Source organism: Sinobaca sp. TMA16-18, from assembly GCF_059510535.1.
This window is the reverse complement of record NZ_JCAKFM010000008.1, coordinates 113,815-134,111: the sequence shown is the minus strand read 5'-3', so window position 1 is coordinate 134,111 and position 20,297 is coordinate 113,815. Positions and strand designations below refer to the sequence as shown.

The following is a 20,297-nucleotide window of genomic DNA, read 5'->3' as shown; positions in this document are numbered from 1 at the left end:
CGTGATAATTCTCATTTTCAAGATAAAGAGTCAACAACTCCCGCATCGGCGTTTCGTCGTCTACAACAAGAATGGTTTGGCTGTCCATTTTTTCCTCCCCTCCTAAAAAAATCTGCTTTTATGCCTTTGGCAATGTCCTAATGAAAAAAGGCATATATTATATCTACTCTCCAGGAACTATACTTTCCGAGCTGTTTATTACCTATTGTAGCTTATGTATTGCTGAACATAAAAGCAGACGTGTCCTAAAAAGACCCAAACGGTATCCCCATGAACAAAATCCCTTCTATTCCACTCATTGTTCTGCACGCAAAAAATGAATAACAGCCACAGCTGGATGAGCTATGGCTTGTATTTAACTACTTCATTTATTGTTGGGTGACTCTTTTCCTTTAGAAAACTCTTCTTTGTTCTTAGTAAGCCTTAACAGGTACAGAAAACTTGCGGATTTTGTCTTCCTCTATAAAGGAGATCGATTTTTCAATATAGATTTGGTGCCAGATCATAAAGATCAAAATCGTCCAGATTTTTCTGCTGTAGTCTTTTTTTGTTCGTGCATGCTGTTCAATTAGCTGGAGAACCTTCTTTTTGTTAAAAATATGATCTGTTTGGCTGTTTTGTACGGTTTCAATCGCCCATGAGTATAGTTCATTTTTCAACCATTTCCGCAGCGGCACAGGAAACCCTAATTTTTTTCGATTCAATACATGTTCCGGCACTATTCCTCTCGCAGCTTCCCGTAAGATATATTTTGTCGTTTGATCGTTTATTTTTAAATGGGGAGCAATTTTTGAGGCTACCTCAAATACATTTTTATCTAAAAAAGGCACTCGTAATTCAAGAGAATGCGCCATCGTCATTTTATCGGCTTTTAACAAAATATCACCGGGCAGCCATGTGTTTATATCTATATACTGCATTTTTGCCACAGCGTCATACCCTGCAGCTTCTTCAAATATTGGTTTGGTTATCTTTGTATATGGAACATCTTTTTGATAATTGTTCAAAAGCTTTATCTTGTCTTTTTCCTCGAAAATTTTTGCGTTGCCGATATAACGGGCTTCCAAAGGAGTGGTCCCTCTTTTAATAAAGCTCTTTCCTTTTGTATCTTCTGGAATAAAGTGACTCAATGCACGTAACCACGTTTTACTTGATGAAGAGAGATGAGTAAACATTCGTAGAGAAGAAGGTTCGCGGTATATATTGTACCCTCCAAACAGCTCATCGGCCCCTTCTCCTGACAACACGACTTTTACGTGTTTGCTCGCCTCTCTTGCTACAAAATACAAGGGAACAGCGGCCGGGTCCGCCAGCGGATCATCCATCTGATAAACGATGCGGGGAAGTTCATGGATAAACTCTTCCGGTGAAACAACATAGCTGATATTTTCAATATTCAGCGCATCGGCTGTTTGTTTAGCAACATCCACTTCGCTGAATCCTTTTTCTTCAAATCCAACGGAAAAAGTTTTGATATGGGGATTGAGCTGTTTGGCTAAAGAAGTGATGATCGTCGAATCAATCCCTCCCGATAAAAAAGCACCTACAGGAACATCGCTTTTCATATGACTTTGAACCGAATCCATTAAACAATGTTGAATTTCTTTGGCTGCTTGTGCTTTTGAAGACAAGAGAGAAGAAAAAGCCGGTTTCCAGTATTTCTTTATTTCTATTGGACTTCCTGGTGTTTGAGTAAAATAATGACCGGCAGGTAATTTCTTAATTCCCTCCATCATTGTTTGTGGCTCTGGTACATATTGAAAACTAAGAAAATGCTGCAGCGATTCATGATTGATCTCTTTACCGACTAGATTCCAGATGCTTTTTGTTTCAGATGCGTAGTAAGTAGCTGCTTCTTCTTCTAAATAATATAACGGCTTTATTCCGAAGTGATCTCTGGCTCCAAACACTTCATTATTTACTTTATCCCAAATAACAAAAGCAAACATTCCTCTGATTTTTTGAACCATACTATCTTTAAAGTGACTGTACAGGGCAAGTAACACTTCCGTATCTGAATTTGTTTGACAGAAAACACCCAGTTCTCTTAATTCTTTTCGAAGTGCTGTGTGGTTATAAATTTCTCCATTAAATACGATCCAGTATCGTTCGTCCGTGTAAGACATGGGCTGGTGACCATGCTCTATATCAATAATACTCAACCGGCTAAAGCCTAAGTGTATCCATTTATCGTAATAGTACCCTTCATCATTTGGACCACGGTGAGTAATAGCCGCGTTTCTTTTTCTCCATTGCCCTTTCGTGCGCACGCTCATATGTTGAGGATTACTATGCAGGCACCCTATAAATCCACACATTACCCTTCCCCCGCTCTAACTTATTTTAATTTTCTAGATTTAATCAAACAATAGCAGGCAAATGTGGATTTTTTGTTAGGTTTTGTCATTTAGCACGCTATTTTGCTAATAAATATTATAAAAACAATTAAAAATAAACAAAAAGACCTAGTAAAAAACATATTTTATTCGCATTTTCATGAAATGCTATGACAAACGTAGAAATTAAACATTGCAGGGTAACAACGAATAAAGAAAGGATGAGCATGATGAATGGAGAAAATATTAAATTCTATCGTCAAAAGTACCAGCTTTCCTTATCGGAGTTAGCACGGTCAGCCAACGTATCGGTATCTTATTTATGTACGGTAGAAAAAAATAAAAACGCAAACCCCGGCCTGGTATTTTTATCCAAATTATCTACAGCATTAAACGTTTCTACACAGGATTTACTTCATGGCCCCTTTCAGCGGCGTGTATAAAGAATAAACTTGTATAAAAAAGCACAACGATGAAAGGAGCATCATTCTGGAAATGAAACTCCTTTCGTCGTTGTATAGTACTGCTTGCAATAACCCCCCCAGGGGGATATATAAACGTTGGGAGGGATCTTTAATGGCAGGAACTCCACCATATCGAAAACAAATTGAAAACCGTTTGGCTCGTATAGAAGGACATGTTCGCTCCGTCAAGAATATGGCAAAGGACGAACGAGATTATGGAGATCTGTTGATTCAACTTGCTGCGATTCGATCAGCAGTAGACAATTGTGGAAAACTCATGCTAAAAGATCATTTGCACAGTTGTGTGGCATATACTGTTCAAAATAAGCATAAAGAAAAAGTATTAAACGATTTAAACAAAGCTATCGATCAATTTATTCGATAAAGGGGAAATCGGTCTTGTTTAAATCTAATAATAACTTTCCTTCTGAATCAGTAAATACAAGAGAAAAAATAAAAATTATTCTTCTACTGGCTATGCCAGCCGTGATTGAAAATTTTTTTCAAATGAATGTTGGCTTCGTTGATACGTTGTTTGTTTCTCAGTTGGGATTAATAGAAGTTTCAGCCGTCGGAGTCACAAACGCCATTTTAGCAGTTTATATAGCTATTTTTATGTCTTTGGGAGTTGCCATTAACGTATTAGTTGCTCAGTACCTAGGGGCAGGGAAGCCAGCAATCGCAAGTCAACTAGCTCAACAAGGGATTCTCCTATCGGCAGTATTAGGTCTGCTTTTAGGTGCCGTCACCTTGTTTTTTACCGGTCCCCTTCTTCAGCTTATGGGAATCGAAGACCATGTTCTGGAATTAGGTACGCTTTACTTTCGTATTGTGGCGGTGCCATCTATCTTTATGGCGTTGATGTTTACCTTCAGCAGTATTTTAAGAGGAACCGGGGATACAAAAACACCCATGAAAGTAGTTATCGGGATCAATCTCCTTAACATTATCTTAGATTATGTCCTTATTTTCGGTTTTTGGATCATCCCCCCTATGGGATTGGCAGGTGCAGCGATCGCCACCTTAACAGCAAGAATTGTGGGCGGGTTACTATTATTTTGGTATGTATATCGATCTAAAGTACTCTATTTGAAAAAAGAGTATTGGAAAATAAACAGCAAGCAGCAATGGGATTTAATGGCTCTGGGAAGCCCGATTGGTGCAGAACGTCTTATCATGCGCCTAGGGCAGGTTCTCTATTTTGGCTTCATTATAGCTATCGGAACTCGCACCTTTGCTGCTCATCAAATTGCAGGCAGTATTGAAACATTTGCCTATATGATTGGGGCCGGGTTTGCTACCGCTACTACCATTTTAGTTGGACAACACTTAGGGGCAAATAGATACGTGGAAGCCAAGCAGTACGTCAAACTATCTTTATATCTTGGTGTTATTGCTATGACTCTATTTGGCGGCATTCTTTATGTAGCAGGTGGATGGGCAGGCTCTATGTTCACAGATAACCCTCACGTCATCAACGATATAAGTACCGCTTTAAAAATAGGAGGGATCTATCAACCGATTTTAGCAGTCGTATTGATTTTAACCGCAGCCTATCATGGAGGAAGTAACACAAAATCTCCAATGTATCTCACTATTATCGGCATATGGGGAATCCGTACACTTTTGGTATATATCTTCGGTATTCAATTTGGATGGGGTATTGCCGGGGTATGGATGGCAATTGCTCTCGACAATTTATTTCGGGCTATATTCCTGTGGGTTGGGTTTTACAATGACCGATGGATCAACACTGAAAAAACAAACCATTTAGCATAAAACGATGACCGATAGCAGGAAAGACCCTGGTATCGTCTTTTATTGAAATAGAAAGAAGAGTTTTATTTTTCTCACATCTTTTTATTATCCTATATAAGGGTTCTATCGCCTATTTTTTGAGTACCTGACAAGACGTTCCCTTTTAAGAAAGAAGGTGTTCCCGTGACACTCCCTGCCCAGCAGAATCAGCGGATAGACATATTGGATCAAATACGAGGAGCGACGTTATTTGCTATTTTTCTAGTCAATATTCCGGGTCTCGCATCCGTTGCAGACGCCGGGCCGTTTACGATAAACAGCTTTCTCGAAGCTGTGCTTGCGATTGGCCTGGAGGACAGTGCCAGGCCGTTGTTTGCGTTTATGTTCGGGGTCAGCCTTGTGCTTATCTACGACCGGTTACGCACAAAAGACATCAAGCCGTATCCTGTATTAATACGGCGATTGGGGCTGTTGTTTTTTATTGGAGCCCTCCACGGCTTCTTTGTATGGGCGGGCGACATTTTGCTTTTGTATGCCGCCGCCGGATTTGTTCTACTATTATGTATCCGGTTGCCGGCTAAATGGCTGCTAGGGCTCGGTTTCTTCTTTTGGCTCGGTTATTCCACCGGCATTGATCTTCTTAACTATTATACCGTCCTTCACCTGCCGCCGGACAGCTGGCTTAACGATACAGTGAATGTAGATGCCTACCCAACCGGTACCGAGTATTTATTGCTTGAATTTTCTTCCATGATTGACCATCTCGGCTACTTTTTGTTTGGCATGTATGCGTATCGAAGCGGCATTTTTTTAAGAGAATGGGCCAGATGCCGGCAAAAATGGCTGATCAGCTTCGGGCTGCTTTTTATTGGTTTAATCGGAAAAACAGGCATCTATTTTGATGTAAATTCGTTTTTCTTTCAGCATTTAGATGATTTTTACTCCTTTTTAGTAAGCATAGGGATTGCTATGAGCTTGTTTTTATTGGGTGCGGGCAGAAAAAAGGTGCTCCTTCTTCCTTTTGCTGCGGTAGGAAAATTAACATTTACTCACTACCTGATGCAATCGCTTGTTATGGTCAGTCTGTTTCAAGCAAGTGGCCGGACCATTTTCGAAAATCTTGGTATTTGGATCGCTCCAAGCTATGCGTTCGCGCTCTTCATCGGTCTGCTTTTATTCGGTGCCCAAATGATGATCAGCCCTTTATGGCTGAGAGCTTGCTACTACGGGCCATTTGAATGGCTCTGGAGAATAGGAACCTATGGGAAATGGGTGCCTTTGCTTCGCAGGCGTTCTTAAAAATAACAAGGGCAAATGAAGATAGGAGATATGCTCCTCCGTTTTTAAGCGGACCCTTCTCGTTTTACTTTTCCTGGATAAAACCAAATGGTGGGCAAAAATACGACCGTTTCAATAAAAAGAACACCAGCAGCGAAAAAAAACGATTATTTTCTACTACATGAGCCGAACATCTGGTTTAACTTCATGCATTAGAGCATTACGGATCCTTTATATTAAGAAAAACGCGTGTGGAACAGTCTATTAAAAGATCAGGCTAGCGATAAGAAGAAGTATGTACAGGCTGTATTAAACGAAAACATTTAACACCTTCTTCCTTCTGTCCCTCCGTGAGCCATACCGTCTCATTCCATTACTCTTCAAGCCAAGCCTAAGCCCCTAAACGTTAATGAACTCATCATGAAGAAAAAAACTAACTATAGTCTGTGTCATTAACATAATCACGGTTATCCGAAACTCTTCCTATACAAAGAGAGAAAATGGCAGTGATTAGCCTCTTCTCTCCCTTTCTGTTTGTAAAACCGTACTTTTACGAACGATTATTAAGATAGCAATTATTTATAAAACGAATAAAAAGGTGTTTTTTGATTTTTGAATGATAGATAAGTTTTTGCACTTTCAAAAGCTTAAAATAATTCAATATGAAAATGTCTGAAAATCCAAATATTTAAAGAGCGTATTTTACATAAAACAAACAGCAAAAGGGGTATTGCTTTTTAAAATATTACATAGTGCAATTTTGTTTTAGAACATGACTAGTCAACATGCAATAATTTAATAGGAATAAAAGAAGAGCTAGCCTTACTGCTTAATGAAAGAGGCTAAATGTTTTCGTTGTTCAGCAAGAGAATAGTTAGCACCTTCTGAAAATACAATTCTATAAATACCTGCGTCCTTTTCTACTTCATACGAATTATCTTCCGACGTACTAAGAACAGCTACTTCTTGTTCGTTAATTTGAATAGTGTCGGCATCGCCGGCGATAGAGCGCCTGGGCTGCTCGTATGTGATAAAAATACTTGCTTTGTCACTATATGGTCCATACAATAGATGCCCACTTTGACTGTTTTCCCATTGAGAACGCTGACGCTTATTTTGGAAAAAGGGAAGGAGTTCTTCTTGTGTTTCCTGTGAATATACCATAATAATGGCTTCTACTTCCTCTTCTTCATTCACTCTGGTAGACACTCTGGAAAGCTCGACTTTTGGAAAGGTCGGTACAGTAAGCTCCTGCTCCATTTGATTTTCAATAGCATCAGGGATTTCTTCTTCATTTTCGACCTGGTAGGAGTCGTTTCCGCACGCAGAAAGGAATAACACTCCAACGACACTTATCAGGAGAGGGTATTTCATGGACATCCTCCTTTTTATACAATTGAGAAGCATCCTCACGTGGAGGATGCTTTATGATACCATTGATTTATTCTGATAAAACCTTGGATTGGAAATTGGTCACTTCTTTAGCATTTTCTTTTTTAAATGTGTTGATGGTTTCCTTTTCAAATGAATTCCAAGTCGCTGTTCTTTCTTCTGGATCTGTAATATTTATTAAAACTTCGTCCTGTAGTTTATTTAGCATCAATTGTTCCTTATAGGCATTAATGACATACTCCTCCCAATATTCCTCTTCAGTCAACCCTTTTTCTTCGATGACGTCAGCGGGACCCGCAGCTATGAGCCCGTATTCGAAAATGGTTCTATCGCTAATGCGTCACATTTAAAAAAATGGAAAGCTTCCTTTTTGTGCAAGGTTCAATACCGATACTCCAAAAAAGCCTGACAGCTTCTTTTGAGCTGTCAGGCTTTTTAGATAAGGCACATATTTTCATACGTACAAAACATACTTTTCCATACGATTATTCTTCAGCCGACAATTCCTCTTCTGTCACCCATTTATGATTAACCACTTCTTCCCCGTTGGTAGTCATTGTAAAATCAATCATATAAACGGTTGTATTTTCTGCCTGATCAACCGTCGCTTCGGCTCCATCCATTCCCTCCATATGATCTGCATTCAAGACGGCCACATCGCCTTCGTTCAGCGGATCATTTCCTGGACTTTCAAGTTCTTCATGAATGACCCATTTATGATCTTCTACAGGCTCGCCTCCCATGGTTGGCGTAAAGGAAACAGAATAAGCGGTAGTATCATAGGCGCCGGAAATGGTAGCTGTGGCTCCTTCCATCCCTTCCATATGATTCGCCTGGATGATGGCTTCACTCCCTACTTCGAACGTTGGGTTCTCTGCTTCCGCTAAATCATCCGGCACTTCACCGGAGCTGGAATGGTTCATCGCCATGTCTCCATGCATGTCCATCCCATGATCCATTGGCATGTCTTCGCCTTCATTACCTTTCATTGAGGAATCCTCCATTCCATGCTGTTGGCCGGATCCAGAAAACATGGCTTCCCAGGTTTCCGGTCCTACCAGACCGTCTACAGCTAAATCATGCTGTTCCTGGTACTCCATGACATGCTGTTTTGTTTCGGGACCAAATATCCCGTCATTTGTCGTGTTTAATTCGTTCTTGTTAAGTCCTTGTTGAACAGCATATACATACTTATTCATGTTCCCCATTTGAATCAGCATACCTGGATAGTCCCATCCCATATGCAGAGTTTGAAATGTCTCCATCCCTGCGATACCATCTACCGATAGCTCAAGGCTTTGCTGCAGGTGCTGGACATTCGCCTTGGTCTGCGGTCCAAATATACCATCTACTTGTGTCGTAATCCCGCGATCATCCAACTCCTGTTGAAGAGCTCTAACGGATTCTCCCTGGGCCCCTTCCATCAGAAGCATGTCATGATCCTCCATGTGCTCAGAAGCCGAATGCGAAGAAGAACTAGAATCATCTCCAACCGAAGCAAACATCGCGGCCGGGGCAAACACCATACTGGCAGTTACAGCAGAAGCCGTCGTCCATTTCATCATTTTTTTCAATTTCTTTTCCTCCTCGAATTGAATCGTTTTTAGGTTACTTGTTCCTTGTACCCTTCAATTGTGAAGAAACGATGAAGATTTTCTTTTCTTAATAAAATCAGTCATATCGTAAAGACGTCCTCTTTTCTTTGAAGGCGATGGTAAGCTTATTTCACTAGAAAAGAGCTTCTTTTTTAGCTATAAATATCTATAAAAGGAAAGTAGAAAACTAAAATTAAACCGAAAGTTAAATTCTGGTGGAAAAATAATGAGCCTATTAATGAGGCATTAATTCGCTCTTATAGCCCTATATACACTTCTATGTAAAGCCAGCATCTAATCGATAGGCTAGAAGGCTACTACTATACGTTTCTTTATATTGTTTCTTTATATTGTTTCTTTTCTCAAAAAAAGAAAAATAACCTCCTTGACTCTTTGATTAGGAAACTGATTACATGTAGAAGTTAGAGACCCCATTTCCATTTCTAATAGAAGTTAACTAAACACCAAAAACCCATTCTCAGGAGATATCCTCCTGAAGAATGGGGTTTTGATGTTATAGCATGCCGTCTTTTCAAAAAGGTAACTATTTGTGTCTATCAGCAGCAATTACAAACGCCCTTTGGAAAAGAAGTTCTCATAAATTGCGTTTTTTATTTATAAAACTAAGCTACATTTTTACAAGCTTCTGCACATTTGAAACAGGCTTCGGCACACTTTTGACAATGATCGTGATCATGTTTTTTACATTCATTTCCACAAGCTTCACAAATCGTGGCACAAACAGCTGCTAATTCTTTTATAAAGGGACTATTTCTAGAAATCGCTTGTTCGAGATAGCCGCAAATATCCGCGCACTCTCTGTCTAAACGAATACACTCAGCCATCATTTTAACGTCGTCTTCTTGTAAGCATGCATCAAAACAATGGTTACATTCAGCCATGCAGTCGTGCAGGGCATGTAAAAGATCGGTGTGATTTTCATGAGCCATTTCAAACGCCTCCTTTATATTTGGTTACATAGATTCTGTTTCCTTCTTCCTTATTGGATAAACTTCTATATTTTTTATGTTTCAATTGATTATTATTATTAACATAATCCAACACATCGGCAGCTGCATAAATACAAAGGGAGAAAATGGGCTGATTCAAATAGCTCTTCTCTCCCTTTCTATCTGTAAAAATGTATTTTTACTTTTACAGCCGTATATTCGAATATAGGAATTTCTGAAAATTTAAAAAATATTATATAACTAATTTATAGAAAAGTGAATTGCACTGAAATCCCTTTTATATTCTCAATTCAATTTTACGAAGGATTTATTGTAAGGCTTTAATGTTAATAAAATAATTTGACTTTACTTAATATGGAGATACAGGGAAGGAGAACTCAAAATTATAACAATCGTCTCTTTACTTTTTTGCTTTTCATGCACTTTTCCCAAGTTAACGTCTTTCAGCAACCTCCACAATAAATGGAAAAGCGAGAACTCCCGCATCTGCAAACTTAAATTCAGCCCATAGTTTGTAAAATCCTGGAACGGGGAACTCAGCTTCAAATACGGTTTGGTCATTTGATGTTGGATGAACATGGATAAAGCGTGTTCCTTGCTCATCCAATACAACTACATGTCCTAATGCTCCCAAGTACGGCAAAGGAGTATCATCGTGTAAATCAAAAGATAAAGTGGAGGATTTTCCAGCAATCAGTTCTGAATGTTGAAACGTAACTGTTTTTCCTTCGAATTCTTTTGTTGAACTTTCGTTTTCAACAAGCGAATCCCAATTCACTTCAAGTGTCTCTGCTACTTCGCCGACGGTAATCATAATTGGCTCGATGACATAAGACATCCCGACAGGATCAATGTCAGCAAAAGCAAGGTAGCGCCCCGATGGCAGTTCCAACCCCACTTCATAGTCTCCTGAGTTGTTCTCAACTGGATGGACATGTAAGAAAGATTCTAAATCCGCACTGACAATAACGAGATGAATTCTTTTTTCATGAGTTTCTGTTAATGGTACTGGATTATTATGAGTATCCCGAACTTCAACGGTCACTATTCTGGAATTATACGTAATTTTCACTTGGACTTTAGGAAGGTTCTCGTCCATTTCGTGATGTTGATGTTGATCATGTTTCATAATAAACTGCTTCCTTGTTGGCTATTAATAATTGTTGGCATTTGTCGACATGTTTTCTTTGTTTGTTTGCGGATGACACTGAGCTTCCGGTTCCGGCGCTTTTTCGAGCGCCATCCATTTATCGCGTCGTAATTGAATCACTAACACCCCTGCACGAAACGTGATGTCTATGCCAATTGCAATCCAGACACCAGCCAAGCCCCATCCCAACTGTATTCCTAACAGGTATACAAGCGGTGTACGGATAGCCCACATACCAATAGCGGTCAAATACATTGGGAATTTTGTATTGTTTGCACCTTGAAATGCTCCGGTCAAAACCATTAACACCGCAAGAAAAGGTTGGAAAACACCTGAAATTTTCAATGCAGCTCCAATATCGCTGATTACTTCGGGATCTTCTGTGAAGAAAGAGGCGGCCCAGTCTCCAAAGAAGAACAAAACTGCTCCCAGGAGCGTCATGAACACTACGGTTACTTGGGTGGAAAGTTTTGCATACTGTCTGGCTTCTGCCAAATTGCCGGCGCCAATCTGTTGACCTACCAGGATTGTTGCTGCAGTAGCAAAGCCATACCCAATCATATAGGAAAATATTTCAACGTTCCCGGCAATCTGGTGAGCTGCAAAGGCATTGGTTCCTAGAGCTACCACGAACCCGAAGTAGACAATTTGGCCGGTCCGCATGACCAAACGTTCTGCGGCTGCAGGTGCACCAAGTGTAGAAAGCTCTATTAAGTGCCCCTTATCCAGTTGCCAGTAGTGTTTTCTGAATGCCAGTACTTTTTCTTTATTTATATAATAGAAAAGGGCTAAGCTTCCTATTAAACGGGAAACCACAGTGGCTATCGCAGCGCCGACAATTCCAAGTTCTGGAATGAATAAAAAACCGAAAATTAACACATAATCAAGCACAGCATTGATGCCGTTGATGACTATACTTATCATCATTGGAGTTTTGGTGTCACCAGCTCCTCTTAGAATTGCACTCATTACAAACATTAACGACATGATAACCGCGGGAATTCCTACAATCCGGAAATACAGTGATCCCAATTCCAGAACTTCTTCTTCCATGCCCATTAACCTTAACAGCGGTTCTGCTAAGAACCAAGTAGCCAAACCGGTGAGAATCCCAAAAAGGATTGCCAGAATAATGGATTGCTGCGAGATGTGCCTCGCTTTTTCAGGCTGATTTGCGCCAAGGAAGTTAGCAATTCGGACATTGGCTGCAACCCCGAGCGCCATAAAAAGGGCAAAGTAAATGGCAAGGACTGCATTCGTGATCCCAACTGCTGAAACGGCCGCCAAACTGATTTGGGAAACAAAATACGTATCCACAAAACCCAGTAACGTTTGAAAGAAGTTTTCTATTACCGCCGGTATCGCTAAAACGATAATAATCTTCAAGCGCTCCCGATCATTCTTTGGTTGCAGAGGCTGGTCTTTCAACGATTTTCTCCTTTCTGAATCCCTCACCTATAAAACAAGAGCACAGGTAATGTGTGCTCTGTTCCAAGTGTTAAGAATTCTATTTTGCTTGGAGTTCTAAATGGATTTTCATTTCGTTAGCTCTTTTCTTTTTTCTCTTCTCTACTTCACTTCTAGCAGCAGGGACACATGAATTTACATAGTTTTATATTAAGTAATTGACGAAAAGACGTTTTTTGCTTCATTCAAGTGCATTTAAGTTTATTGAAATTGAGTCTGACATCCGATTCTAGATGAGGGGGAATAGCCCTGTATCTGTAGAGAGCAATAAAATAATAAAATATCCATTCGTATGGTATTTACTTGATTCTATATAAACTCCTACCCGTCCGCTCTCTTCGCCAACCCTATAGAATATGCACATTTACTTTTTGACAAACCAGCAGTGTATAAAATAGAAGAAACTGCACAAGTTTAATAAGAATTCCACTTCATCAGAAAAAGACAATTCGAAACGGTTCCAATTTTGTAAGTTGGTTAAAAGATGGGGGATTATCAGAAGCTGCTTAAATATAAATGGAGAGAAAATGTGCTTAAATTAGCACTTTCTCTCTGTAAAGGTGTACTTTTACGAAGGCTTTGGTTCTGGTGTTGACGCCATGTAAAGAAAATTATTAGCAAAGCTAAACAATTACCTTTCATATATTGCTGCTCAATGAAATAGAAGTCTAAAAAATAAATGGTTATTTAAAATTGCTAAAACTACCTCTTAGGTATATTATTACATTAATGGAAGTTAGAAAATTCTGAATTAAATTATGCTGATAGTATAGATAGTTGTGAAAAAAGCAGTTGTACTTCCTTTTGTTTTCATTCGGACATTTGAAAACAGAGTTGGCAGAAGCAGCCTAAAAGTCCAACCTCCTATGTTTGCAGTAGAATACCGAAAAATAACATTCCAGCCCCCAAAAAAATCTGATAAATCTTAGTACTTACCGCAACACTGTAAGTATTTGGAAATTTCACCGCATATTTGGATTCTCAGAAAGACACCCGTGCTTGGATCATTTGGTTTTCTCTATTGCTTTTTCAATTATGGAATTCAAAACGAGGAATTGGAGAGATCAAAATGAAAAGCGTTATGGCGGAAAAATCATCTCTTTTTTATGCGCGAATTACAGGGATTAGCTTGCTGGTAATGGCTATCCTCGCTCTATTCGTGAATTTTTTTGTGTTTGAAAGCCTGATTATTCCCGGAGATTGATAACTTTGCTAAAGTTCTGTTTTCCAATTACACCGAGTACGAGACAATATTTCTATTGATTGTAGCTGTGCCAGCAGTGATAGGAGAATTGACGTTAGCCATATGGCTGTTGTTCAAAGGAAAGAAAATCCCTGAAATACTACCGTTAAAAACAAGCTATGAAGGGAGGAGTTCTCAATGAAAGCCAGTCTCCATAAAACATACGGCCCCCCGGAGGTTATGAAACTTAGAGAAGTAGAAAAGCCGATCCCTAAAGATGACGAAGTACTGATTAAAGTGTATGCAACTACTGCAACTTCCGGGGATTGCAAAGTGCGGAGGGCTGAGCCGTTTGCTGTCAGGTTTTTCTTTGGTTTAAAAAAACCTAAAATCGGAATATTGGGATCCGAACTGTCAGGCGAGGTGGAAGTGACAGGAAAAGATGTCAAGGAATTTAAAAAAGGAGATTTAGTACTTTGTGGAACAGGAACTAGTCTAGGGGCTAATGCCGAGTATGTATGCCTTAAAGAAAAAGGGGCAATCGTTATAAAGCCGCTTAATATGACATTTGAAGAAGCCGCTTCCGTTCCTTTCGGGGCTACGACTTCGTTATTCTTTCTAAGGGATAAGGGGCATATCCATGCAGGCCAGAAAGTACTTATTTACGGTGCTTCCGGTGCATTGGGTACTTATGCAGTGCAACTGGCCAATTACTATGGTACAGAAGTTGCCGCTGTCTGTAGTACAAAGAATTTAGAACTTGTGAGGTCCTTGGGAGCTGATCAAACAATCGATTACACTAAAGAAGATTTCACCAAAAACGGGGAAACGTACGATATCATTTTTGATACGGTAGGAAAGACTTCGTTTTCAAAATGTAAAGGTTCCCTCAAAGAAAATGGGATTTATCTGGTCACAGTAGCCGGAATGCCTCAATTTGCCCGCATGATATCGACATCTCTAAGAGGCAGCAAGAAAATGAAAGGCGGATTGGCACCGATGCGCAAAGAAGATTTACTTTTCCTGAAAGAGTTAATAGAAGCTGGAAAAATTAAATCTGTAATAGATAGAAGGTATCCTTTAGATCAAGTTGCTGCGGCTCATAGTTACGTTGAAACAGGGCATAAACATGGAAGTGTAGTTATAACTTTGATATCGCATAATTAATTTTAAATGCTGGTGAAAAATACTGAAAGCTGTTAACAAATTCTCGGAATCCAATAAAAAGGAAGAGATCATTTTAACTAACGATCTCTTCCTTTTATTTTTATTCATTGCTGGTTTCGTAGTAAAACGTCGACATGTCGTGAATCGCTTCTAAAGACTGAGGGGTTTAGAGAGTCTAAAAGTCTCCTCCGTTTTTTTAAAATATGTTAAGGATGTTGTCTGGACTTAAAAGTCTGTATAGTACTTTTTTTCTAATTAATACCGTTTTATGTTTAAAAAGCATCTAGAAACTGGATAATAGCCGGACCTAACAAAACAATAAATATAGTAGGGAAAATAAAAAGAATTAATGGAAACATCATCTTAATCGGCGCTTTCATGGCTGCTTCTTCGGCTCGTTGCTTTCTACTTGCCCGTACATTTTCTGATTGAATAGTAAGTACGTTTACCATGCCAATTCCCAACTTTTCAGCTTGGATGATATTGTACACAAATGTTTTTAATTCTTCCAGTGATAAACGCTCAAGCAGATTACTCAAGGCTTCTTTTCTTGTTCTGCCGAGCCTTAACTCTTCTAAACATAGACGAAACTCTTCTGCCAATACCCCCCTTTTACGGCTGACTACTTTATGTAAACCTCCGTCAAATCCCATTCCAGCTTCTAAACTGATGGTTAACATATCAAGAATTTCAGGCAATTCTTTTAACGCCTGCTTGTTTCGCTTCTGTGCCTGCGACTTTAAGTAGAGCCTCGGAAGAAAAAAAGCAGGAACCATAATCAGCAGAGCAAACAAAATGGATTGACTGAGAGGAAATCCTGCAACAAGAAGTATTCCCATTGTAAAAATAGGCAGTGCCAAAAGAAGAACATACTGAAAAACAATAAATTCTGCAGGCCCCCATCCAAAAGGCTGTCCTGCCTGCAGCAGTTTGGTTTCTAACTTTGTAACTTTTTCTACATTCAACGACCGATTGTACCCTTTCCTCACTTTTTTCCAAAGGGGCTGTATGACTCTTACTACAAATGAAGGTTCCGGTTCTTCAATCGGCGCTTCTCTGCGACGATAAAAATAGGCATTAATTCTTCGTTGATACATAAAATTCCGATCGAATGGAATTACAATTATCGTGTAAAATACTAAGCTTGCAAATAAAAAAAAGCTAATATAAAAAGCTGTCATCTCTACACCTCGATAGTTGTAATTTTACGAACTAATATAAAACCTATGATCCCACCTATTCCAGCTACTCCCAACAAAATGCGTCCAATAGTCGTGACAAAGAGCGTTTCCATATACTCTGGATTCATAATATAAATAAGAACCCCCAGGCCAACCGGCAGTAAACTTATAATAACTCCGGATAATCTTCCTTGAGCAGTTAATGTTTTAATTTGATTTTCTATTTTTGTCCGTTCTCTCGTAGTTTCTACAATTTTCCCTAATAAATAGGCGAGATTACCTCCTACTTGCTTTTGGATTAATAGAGCCTCTACTAAGAGATCTAAATCTTTACTTGGTATTCTATTTTTCCACGCCACTAATGCTTCTTCAAGTGTGCTTCCATATTGCATCTCTTTTAAAACAAGATCTATTTCTTCTTTCATTGGAGAATAGGATTCATCTGAAACGGTATTTAATGCCTGTAAAAAGCTGTGGCCGGCTTTTAAGGACCCAATAATAGTAGTAATCGTGTCAGGCAGCATATCTTCAAAACGCTTTAATCTTTTTCTTTTCTTTGTATTCAGCCATACAATTGGAAGAACAAATCCAAGAAAACCTCCTAGAAAAACAAATCCTATATTTTGAGACAAAACATAAAAAAGTCCGGCCAAAATAAGGGTAAGAAAAAAATGGAGAATCCTGAATTCCTCTACTTTTACCGGTACATTAGCCAGGTAAAGCTTATGCTCTAATTTGCTTACTGTTTTTGTTTTTTTATTATTTCTAATCAATAGGATTTTTAGTTTTTGATTGTAGCTTTTTAATATTGTTTTTAAAGAAAAAGCTCGTTTTTCTTGTTTTTGGTCTTCTTTATTCTCTTTTTGCGTGGATCCTATCACTAAAAGAAATAGTAAAATCGTAATAAATAAGAAAATAAAAAACAAAACATTCATATTAGTTTTTCTCCTGTTCTAAAAAAATAGAAGCGGGTAAGTGAATGCCTTCGTTTATCATTCGTTCATAAAACTGCGGCCTCACCCCTGTAGGAGTAAGTTTTCCAATAATTTTGTCATTTTCATCTACATCACTCTGCTGAAATGTAAATATATCCTGTAATACAATAATATCTCCTTCCATTTTTTGCACTTCCGTAATATTAGTAATACGGCGGCTTCCATCCTTCAGACGGGATTGTTGAATAATCACATCCAGTGCTCCGGAAATTTGTTCCCTAATAGCACGCACCGGCAATTCCATTCCTGCCATTAACACCATTGTTTCTAGTCGGGATAACATATCTCTTGGGCTGTTTGAGTGCCCGGTAGCAAGAGAGCCGTCGTGCCCCGTATTCATGGCCTGCAGCATATCTAAAGCTTCACCGCTTCGCACTTCTCCTATCACTATCCGATCAGGTCTCATTCGAAGAGAGTTACGGACAAGATCTCTAATGGTAATAGAGCCCTTCCCTTCTATGTTGGGAGGCCTGGTTTCTAAAGAAACTACGTGTTCCTGGCCCAGCTGTAGTTCTGCGGCGTCTTCAATAGTCACAATACGATCATCATTAGATATAAAAGAAGATAACACATTTAATGTAGTCGTTTTCCCCGAGCCTGTTCCTCCGCTCACAAAAATGTTTAGTTTTGCTTGAACACAGGCTTCTATAAACTCAGCCATCTCTTGTGTTAAAGTTCCAAAACGAACCAAATCTTTAATCGTAAAGGGATCTTTTGAAAATTTACGAATCGTAATAGTTGGTCCGCCCAGAGCTAATGGAGGAATGATGGCGTTCACTCTGGAACCATCTTTCAGCCTTGCATCTACCAATGGACTACTTTCATCAATCCGCCGCCCCAGTGGTGCTACAATTTTTTCAAGTACACGCATGACATGGTCATTATCCCGAAATGTAATATCTGTTAATTTTAATTTACCTTTGCGTTCTGCATATACTTGATTTGGGCCATTTACCATTATTTCTGAAACTTCTTCATCCAAAAGTAATGGGTTAATGGGTCCGTATCCCGTTAAATCATTAGCAATTTCTTCTATGATTAAATCGCGGTCCTTCACACTGGATAGACGTTCATTTTCTGAAATAATGTCTTCAATAATTGTTTCTAATTCAAGGACAATATTCTCTACATCTTCATCTTTTCGTTCTTTCAGAATATATTTAAAGACTAAATTTTTTAGTTCTATTTGTTCTGGAGAAGAAACGTTTTTCTCTGCCACTTTTGTTACTAATAGCGATGGCTCTTTTTTAGGAGCTGCAGCTGCTGAAAGTTCGACAGCAGGTTTTTCTTCTTTCTCTTTTTGATTTTTATTCTGCAGCTTTTCAAATAGATTCATTTAATTCTCCTCCTTAATCTATCCATTCTCGAAAGGTTTCGGGAAGACGAGCTTTGCAGAAGTGTAGAAGCTCTTTTATCCGTAAATAAATTATCTGCGAGTTTAATTAGTTGTTTGGAAATTTCCAGTTTAGGAAAGCTTTCTACGAGAAGCTCTCCCTTATCTAAAGATTCCTGCACGCTTTTTTTCTCATCTGGTAAATACATAATTTTTTCGGTATCGAGAAGCTCAGCAAATTTCTTCATTTTCACTATTCCAGGTGCGGTAGAACGGTTTGCTATTACCGTTACTTTATGTTTAAGTTCCAGTTTTTCTAAAATTGTCAGCATGGCAGCCGTGTTCTTTAAGGAAGCCATTCCATTCGTAGTAACTAATAGAATGTGAGTGGCTCTTTCTAAGAAGAAAAGATTTTTTTCTGTTAAACCTGGAGAGGTTTCTGTAATCACATAGTCATTTTCATTTTCAAATGTAGTTAATAAAGATTCTAAATGTTCCACCGTAATAAGATCCGCCTGCTCTGGTCGAAGAGGGGCAGGAAGCAGTGATACGCCGCTCGCATGCTTAGTACAAAAATCACTGTATCGTTGACTTTCTCTTTTTTCAACAGCCTCATTTATTGTTAAAGCAGGGTCAATATCAAGCGCCAAAGTCAGATCTCCAAATTGGAGATCTCCATCAACTAACATAACCTTTTGTTTTCGAGACGCCAATACAGCCGCCAGGTTTGCAGCAATCATTGTTCGCCCTGTTCCACCCGCGGCACTGCATACAGCTATTTCTGTTCTCTCCACTAGTGATCTCCTTTCTATCACCTATTGTTCAATCTGAACAATACGGCTGCTGATCCATCCATCTTGACCATCGTTAAGCTCTACTAACACCCAGGAACGGTTGTCTTCATCCATAGCTACTACATCCGTGAAAGAAAGCCAGCTGCCACCTTCAACTATTTCTAAAACAGGCGCAGTCAAACTTGGTTCTGCCCGGATGTTGGCAAAGCTTGTGAAGGGAACAAAATAATAAGGTGTTTGTTCGCTTACGGTATTTTCTTCTACTTCTTGTTCTGCCGATTCTTCTGAATTTCCAGCAGGCATCTCTTCCTGTGGTACTTCAAACTCTTCCGGTTCCTCTACAGAATTATAAAAACCTTCAGAATTCTCTGTGTCTGGAAAATCAGCTGGTGCTTCCGGGACTGGAGCCTGTTCTTCCTCTATAAAGGATTCTTCATCCACAGAAGGGGAATCTGGAGCCTGCTGAGAATCACCTTCAGGGAAAGGCTCGATAACCGTGTCTGCGGCATCTTCTTCATTTTCAAACCCACTGTTGTTATAAGGCGTTTCTATTTTACTGTGCAGAATTAAATCAAGTCCTCCACCATAATTTTGCACATAGTTATTAGAATTAGCTGCCCTTATACTATCCTCAGCATTTAACTCCAGCGTTACCGCGATGTATTCTTCGCCAGCTTCTTCCCCTTCTTCTGTTACTACCGTTTCGGTCATTCGGTCTCCTACAGCAAGCACTTTTGCCTCTTCCAACAGAATACTGCTGATTAATTCGTCTCCGTTGTTTTTAGTGAATACGATATCTACGTAATCTTCCGGCTCCACTAAATTAGAAACGGAAGGCACATACGCTGCATGTATAGATACGGCTCTCATTCCCGGCTCCACCCGTTGAGATGCCATCAATTCTTCATTATCCTCATCCAATAATCTATGAGTTAAGATAATTTCTCCTTCTGCTATATCTGCTTCAGTGTACTTCCCTATTGCTTCATCTACATTTTGTACTGCATTATTATGTACTTGATCTTCCGGCACTTCTTGAATCTGTACCATCTCTTGTGAAACTTCATTATCTTTTCCGATAGCTTCAGAAGCAGCGATGACCTCCACCATTGGCACAGAATCTTCCGGCTCTTCCGAACCCTCGCGATTTATAATAATGAAAAATAAAATGGTAGTAATCAAACCTGCCAAAACAGCAAATAGTATTAATTTTTTAGGTCTCATTCGCTTCCT

At 39.2% G+C, this 20,297-nt stretch carries 19 protein-coding genes and 1 pseudogene; 7 read left to right on the top strand and 13 right to left on the bottom strand.

All coding sequences use genetic code 11. From position 1 onward, the window contains the following. Positions 1-413: 413 nt before the first annotated feature. Complete coding sequence (gene asnB, locus AC5W14_RS14290; RefSeq protein WP_496194842.1) at positions 414-2,318, bottom strand: asparagine synthase (glutamine-hydrolyzing); 1,905 nt, start codon at positions 2,316-2,318, stop codon at positions 414-416. 188 nt (positions 2,319-2,506) lie between these two features. Between asnB and AC5W14_RS14285 the strand changes: the two genes are divergently transcribed. The 4 genes from AC5W14_RS14285 to AC5W14_RS14270 all read left to right on the top strand — a co-directional run bounded on the left by AC5W14_RS14285 (position 2,507) and on the right by AC5W14_RS14270 (position 5,857). Continuing rightward, a complete protein-coding gene (locus tag AC5W14_RS14285; protein WP_496194841.1) occupies positions 2,507-2,779 on the top strand; it encodes a helix-turn-helix domain-containing protein in 273 nt (90 codons plus the stop codon). A 133-nt stretch (positions 2,780-2,912) separates the two neighbouring features. Beyond that, on the top strand, positions 2,913-3,185 hold the full coding sequence (locus AC5W14_RS14280) for a metal-sensing transcriptional repressor (RefSeq protein ID WP_496194840.1): 273 nt from the start codon (positions 2,913-2,915) through the stop codon (positions 3,183-3,185). A gap of 14 nt (positions 3,186-3,199) precedes the next feature. Then, a complete protein-coding gene (locus tag AC5W14_RS14275; RefSeq protein ID WP_496194839.1) occupies positions 3,200-4,579 on the top strand; it encodes an MATE family efflux transporter in 1,380 nt (459 codons plus the stop codon). Positions 4,580-4,741: 162 nt separating this feature from the next. Continuing rightward, the gene (locus AC5W14_RS14270) at positions 4,742-5,857 is read left to right on the top strand and encodes a DUF418 domain-containing protein (RefSeq protein WP_496194838.1); all 1,116 of its coding nucleotides are present in this window, start codon (positions 4,742-4,744) and stop codon (positions 5,855-5,857) included. Between the two features lie 801 nt (positions 5,858-6,658). On the opposite strand, the gene AC5W14_RS14265 is transcribed toward AC5W14_RS14270, so the two are convergent. The 7 genes and pseudogenes from AC5W14_RS14265 to AC5W14_RS14235 form a co-directional block, all read right to left on the bottom strand. Next, complete coding sequence (locus tag AC5W14_RS14265) at positions 6,659-7,210, bottom strand: hypothetical protein (RefSeq protein WP_496194837.1); 552 nt, start codon at positions 7,208-7,210, stop codon at positions 6,659-6,661. A 67-nt stretch (positions 7,211-7,277) separates the two neighbouring features. Then, on the bottom strand, positions 7,278-7,493 hold the full coding sequence (locus AC5W14_RS14260; protein ID WP_496194836.1) for a hypothetical protein: 216 nt from the start codon (positions 7,491-7,493) through the stop codon (positions 7,278-7,280). Positions 7,494-7,713: 220 nt separating this feature from the next. Next, positions 7,714-8,427, bottom strand: a complete 714-nt coding sequence (locus tag AC5W14_RS14255) for a DUF1541 domain-containing protein (RefSeq protein ID WP_496194847.1) — start codon at positions 8,425-8,427, stop codon at positions 7,714-7,716. Positions 8,428-8,484: 57 nt separating this feature from the next. Then, positions 8,485-8,652 (bottom strand): annotated as a pseudogene (locus AC5W14_RS14250) (peptidoglycan-binding domain-containing protein); the annotation flags it as partial. A gap of 794 nt (positions 8,653-9,446) precedes the next feature. Next, a complete protein-coding gene (locus tag AC5W14_RS14245) occupies positions 9,447-9,773 on the bottom strand; it encodes a four-helix bundle copper-binding protein (RefSeq protein WP_496194835.1) in 327 nt (108 codons plus the stop codon). A 454-nt stretch (positions 9,774-10,227) separates the two neighbouring features. Next, positions 10,228-10,923: a DUF8832 domain-containing protein gene (locus AC5W14_RS14240; protein WP_496058010.1), complete on the bottom strand. Its 696-nt coding sequence runs from the start codon at positions 10,921-10,923 to the stop codon at positions 10,228-10,230. Positions 10,924-10,947: 24 nt separating this feature from the next. After that, positions 10,948-12,372 carry an MATE family efflux transporter gene (locus tag AC5W14_RS14235; RefSeq protein ID WP_496058011.1) on the bottom strand — a complete coding sequence of 475 codons (1,425 nt, stop codon included), beginning with the start codon at positions 12,370-12,372 and terminating at the stop codon, positions 10,948-10,950. 1,012 nt (positions 12,373-13,384) lie between these two features. Between AC5W14_RS14235 and AC5W14_RS14230 the strand changes: the two genes are divergently transcribed. Genes AC5W14_RS14230 through AC5W14_RS14220 form a run of 3 tightly spaced genes read left to right on the top strand, consistent with a single transcriptional unit; the run spans position 13,385 to position 14,761 of the window. Continuing rightward, positions 13,385-13,615, top strand: a complete 231-nt coding sequence (locus AC5W14_RS14230) for a hypothetical protein (RefSeq protein ID WP_496194834.1) — start codon at positions 13,385-13,387, stop codon at positions 13,613-13,615. Then, positions 13,611-13,796, top strand: a complete 186-nt coding sequence (locus tag AC5W14_RS14225; RefSeq protein ID WP_496058218.1) for a DUF4386 family protein — start codon at positions 13,611-13,613, stop codon at positions 13,794-13,796. Before AC5W14_RS14230 ends, AC5W14_RS14225 begins: the two co-directional genes overlap by 5 nt. Continuing rightward, complete coding sequence (locus AC5W14_RS14220) at positions 13,793-14,761, top strand: NAD(P)-dependent alcohol dehydrogenase (RefSeq protein WP_496058012.1); 969 nt, start codon at positions 13,793-13,795, stop codon at positions 14,759-14,761. Before AC5W14_RS14225 ends, AC5W14_RS14220 begins: the two co-directional genes overlap by 4 nt. Before the next feature lie 272 nt (positions 14,762-15,033). Here the strand turns inward: AC5W14_RS14220 and AC5W14_RS14215 are convergent, their stop codons facing one another. From AC5W14_RS14215 to cpaB, 5 genes are all read right to left on the bottom strand, one after another. After that, entirely contained in the window at positions 15,034-15,858 is an 825-nt protein-coding gene (locus AC5W14_RS14215) for a type II secretion system F family protein (RefSeq protein ID WP_496194833.1), read from the bottom strand. A gap of 86 nt (positions 15,859-15,944) precedes the next feature. Then, on the bottom strand, positions 15,945-16,877 hold the full coding sequence (locus AC5W14_RS14210) for a type II secretion system F family protein (protein WP_496058014.1): 933 nt from the start codon (positions 16,875-16,877) through the stop codon (positions 15,945-15,947). A 1-nt stretch (position 16,878) separates the two neighbouring features. Then, entirely contained in the window at positions 16,879-18,273 is a 1,395-nt protein-coding gene (locus tag AC5W14_RS14205; RefSeq protein ID WP_496194832.1) for a TadA family conjugal transfer-associated ATPase, read from the bottom strand. After that, entirely contained in the window at positions 18,270-19,064 is a 795-nt protein-coding gene (locus AC5W14_RS14200) for a CpaE/TadZ family protein (protein WP_496194831.1), read from the bottom strand. Before AC5W14_RS14200 ends, AC5W14_RS14205 begins: the two co-directional genes overlap by 4 nt. 21 nt (positions 19,065-19,085) lie before the next feature. Then, a complete protein-coding gene (cpaB, locus tag AC5W14_RS14195) occupies positions 19,086-20,288 on the bottom strand; it encodes a Flp pilus assembly protein CpaB (RefSeq protein ID WP_496058017.1) in 1,203 nt (400 codons plus the stop codon). Between the last annotated feature and the right edge of the window lie 9 nt (positions 20,289-20,297).

What these genes read in the sequence shown, in the direction of transcription:
- AC5W14_RS14245 (WP_496194835.1), bottom strand. Translation starts at nt 9,773, where the DNA reads ATGGCTCATGAAAATCACACCGATCTTTTACATGCCCTGCACGACTGC.
- cpaB (WP_496058017.1), bottom strand. Translation starts at nt 20,288, where the DNA reads ATGAGACCTAAAAAATTAATACTATTTGCTGTTTTGGCAGGTTTGATT.
- AC5W14_RS14215 (WP_496194833.1), bottom strand. Translation starts at nt 15,858, where the DNA reads ATGTATCAACGAAGAATTAATGCCTATTTTTATCGTCGCAGAGAAGCG.
- AC5W14_RS14210 (WP_496058014.1), bottom strand. Translation starts at nt 16,877, where the DNA reads ATGAATGTTTTGTTTTTTATTTTCTTATTTATTACGATTTTACTATTT.
- AC5W14_RS14255 (WP_496194847.1), bottom strand. Translation starts at nt 8,427, where the DNA reads ATGAATAAGTATGTATATGCTGTTCAACAAGGACTTAACAAGAACGAA.
- asnB (WP_496194842.1), bottom strand. Translation starts at nt 2,318, where the DNA reads ATGTGTGGATTTATAGGGTGCCTGCATAGTAATCCTCAACATATGAGC.
- AC5W14_RS14280 (WP_496194840.1), top strand. Translation starts at nt 2,913, where the DNA reads ATGGCAGGAACTCCACCATATCGAAAACAAATTGAAAACCGTTTGGCT.
- AC5W14_RS14265 (WP_496194837.1), bottom strand. Translation starts at nt 7,210, where the DNA reads ATGAAATACCCTCTCCTGATAAGTGTCGTTGGAGTGTTATTCCTTTCT.
- AC5W14_RS14205 (WP_496194832.1), bottom strand. Translation starts at nt 18,273, where the DNA reads ATGAATCTATTTGAAAAGCTGCAGAATAAAAATCAAAAAGAGAAAGAA.
- AC5W14_RS14285 (WP_496194841.1), top strand. Translation starts at nt 2,507, where the DNA reads ATGACAAACGTAGAAATTAAACATTGCAGGGTAACAACGAATAAAGAA.
- AC5W14_RS14240 (WP_496058010.1), bottom strand. Translation starts at nt 10,923, where the DNA reads ATGAAACATGATCAACATCAACATCACGAAATGGACGAGAACCTTCCT.
- AC5W14_RS14220 (WP_496058012.1), top strand. Translation starts at nt 13,793, where the DNA reads ATGAAAGCCAGTCTCCATAAAACATACGGCCCCCCGGAGGTTATGAAA.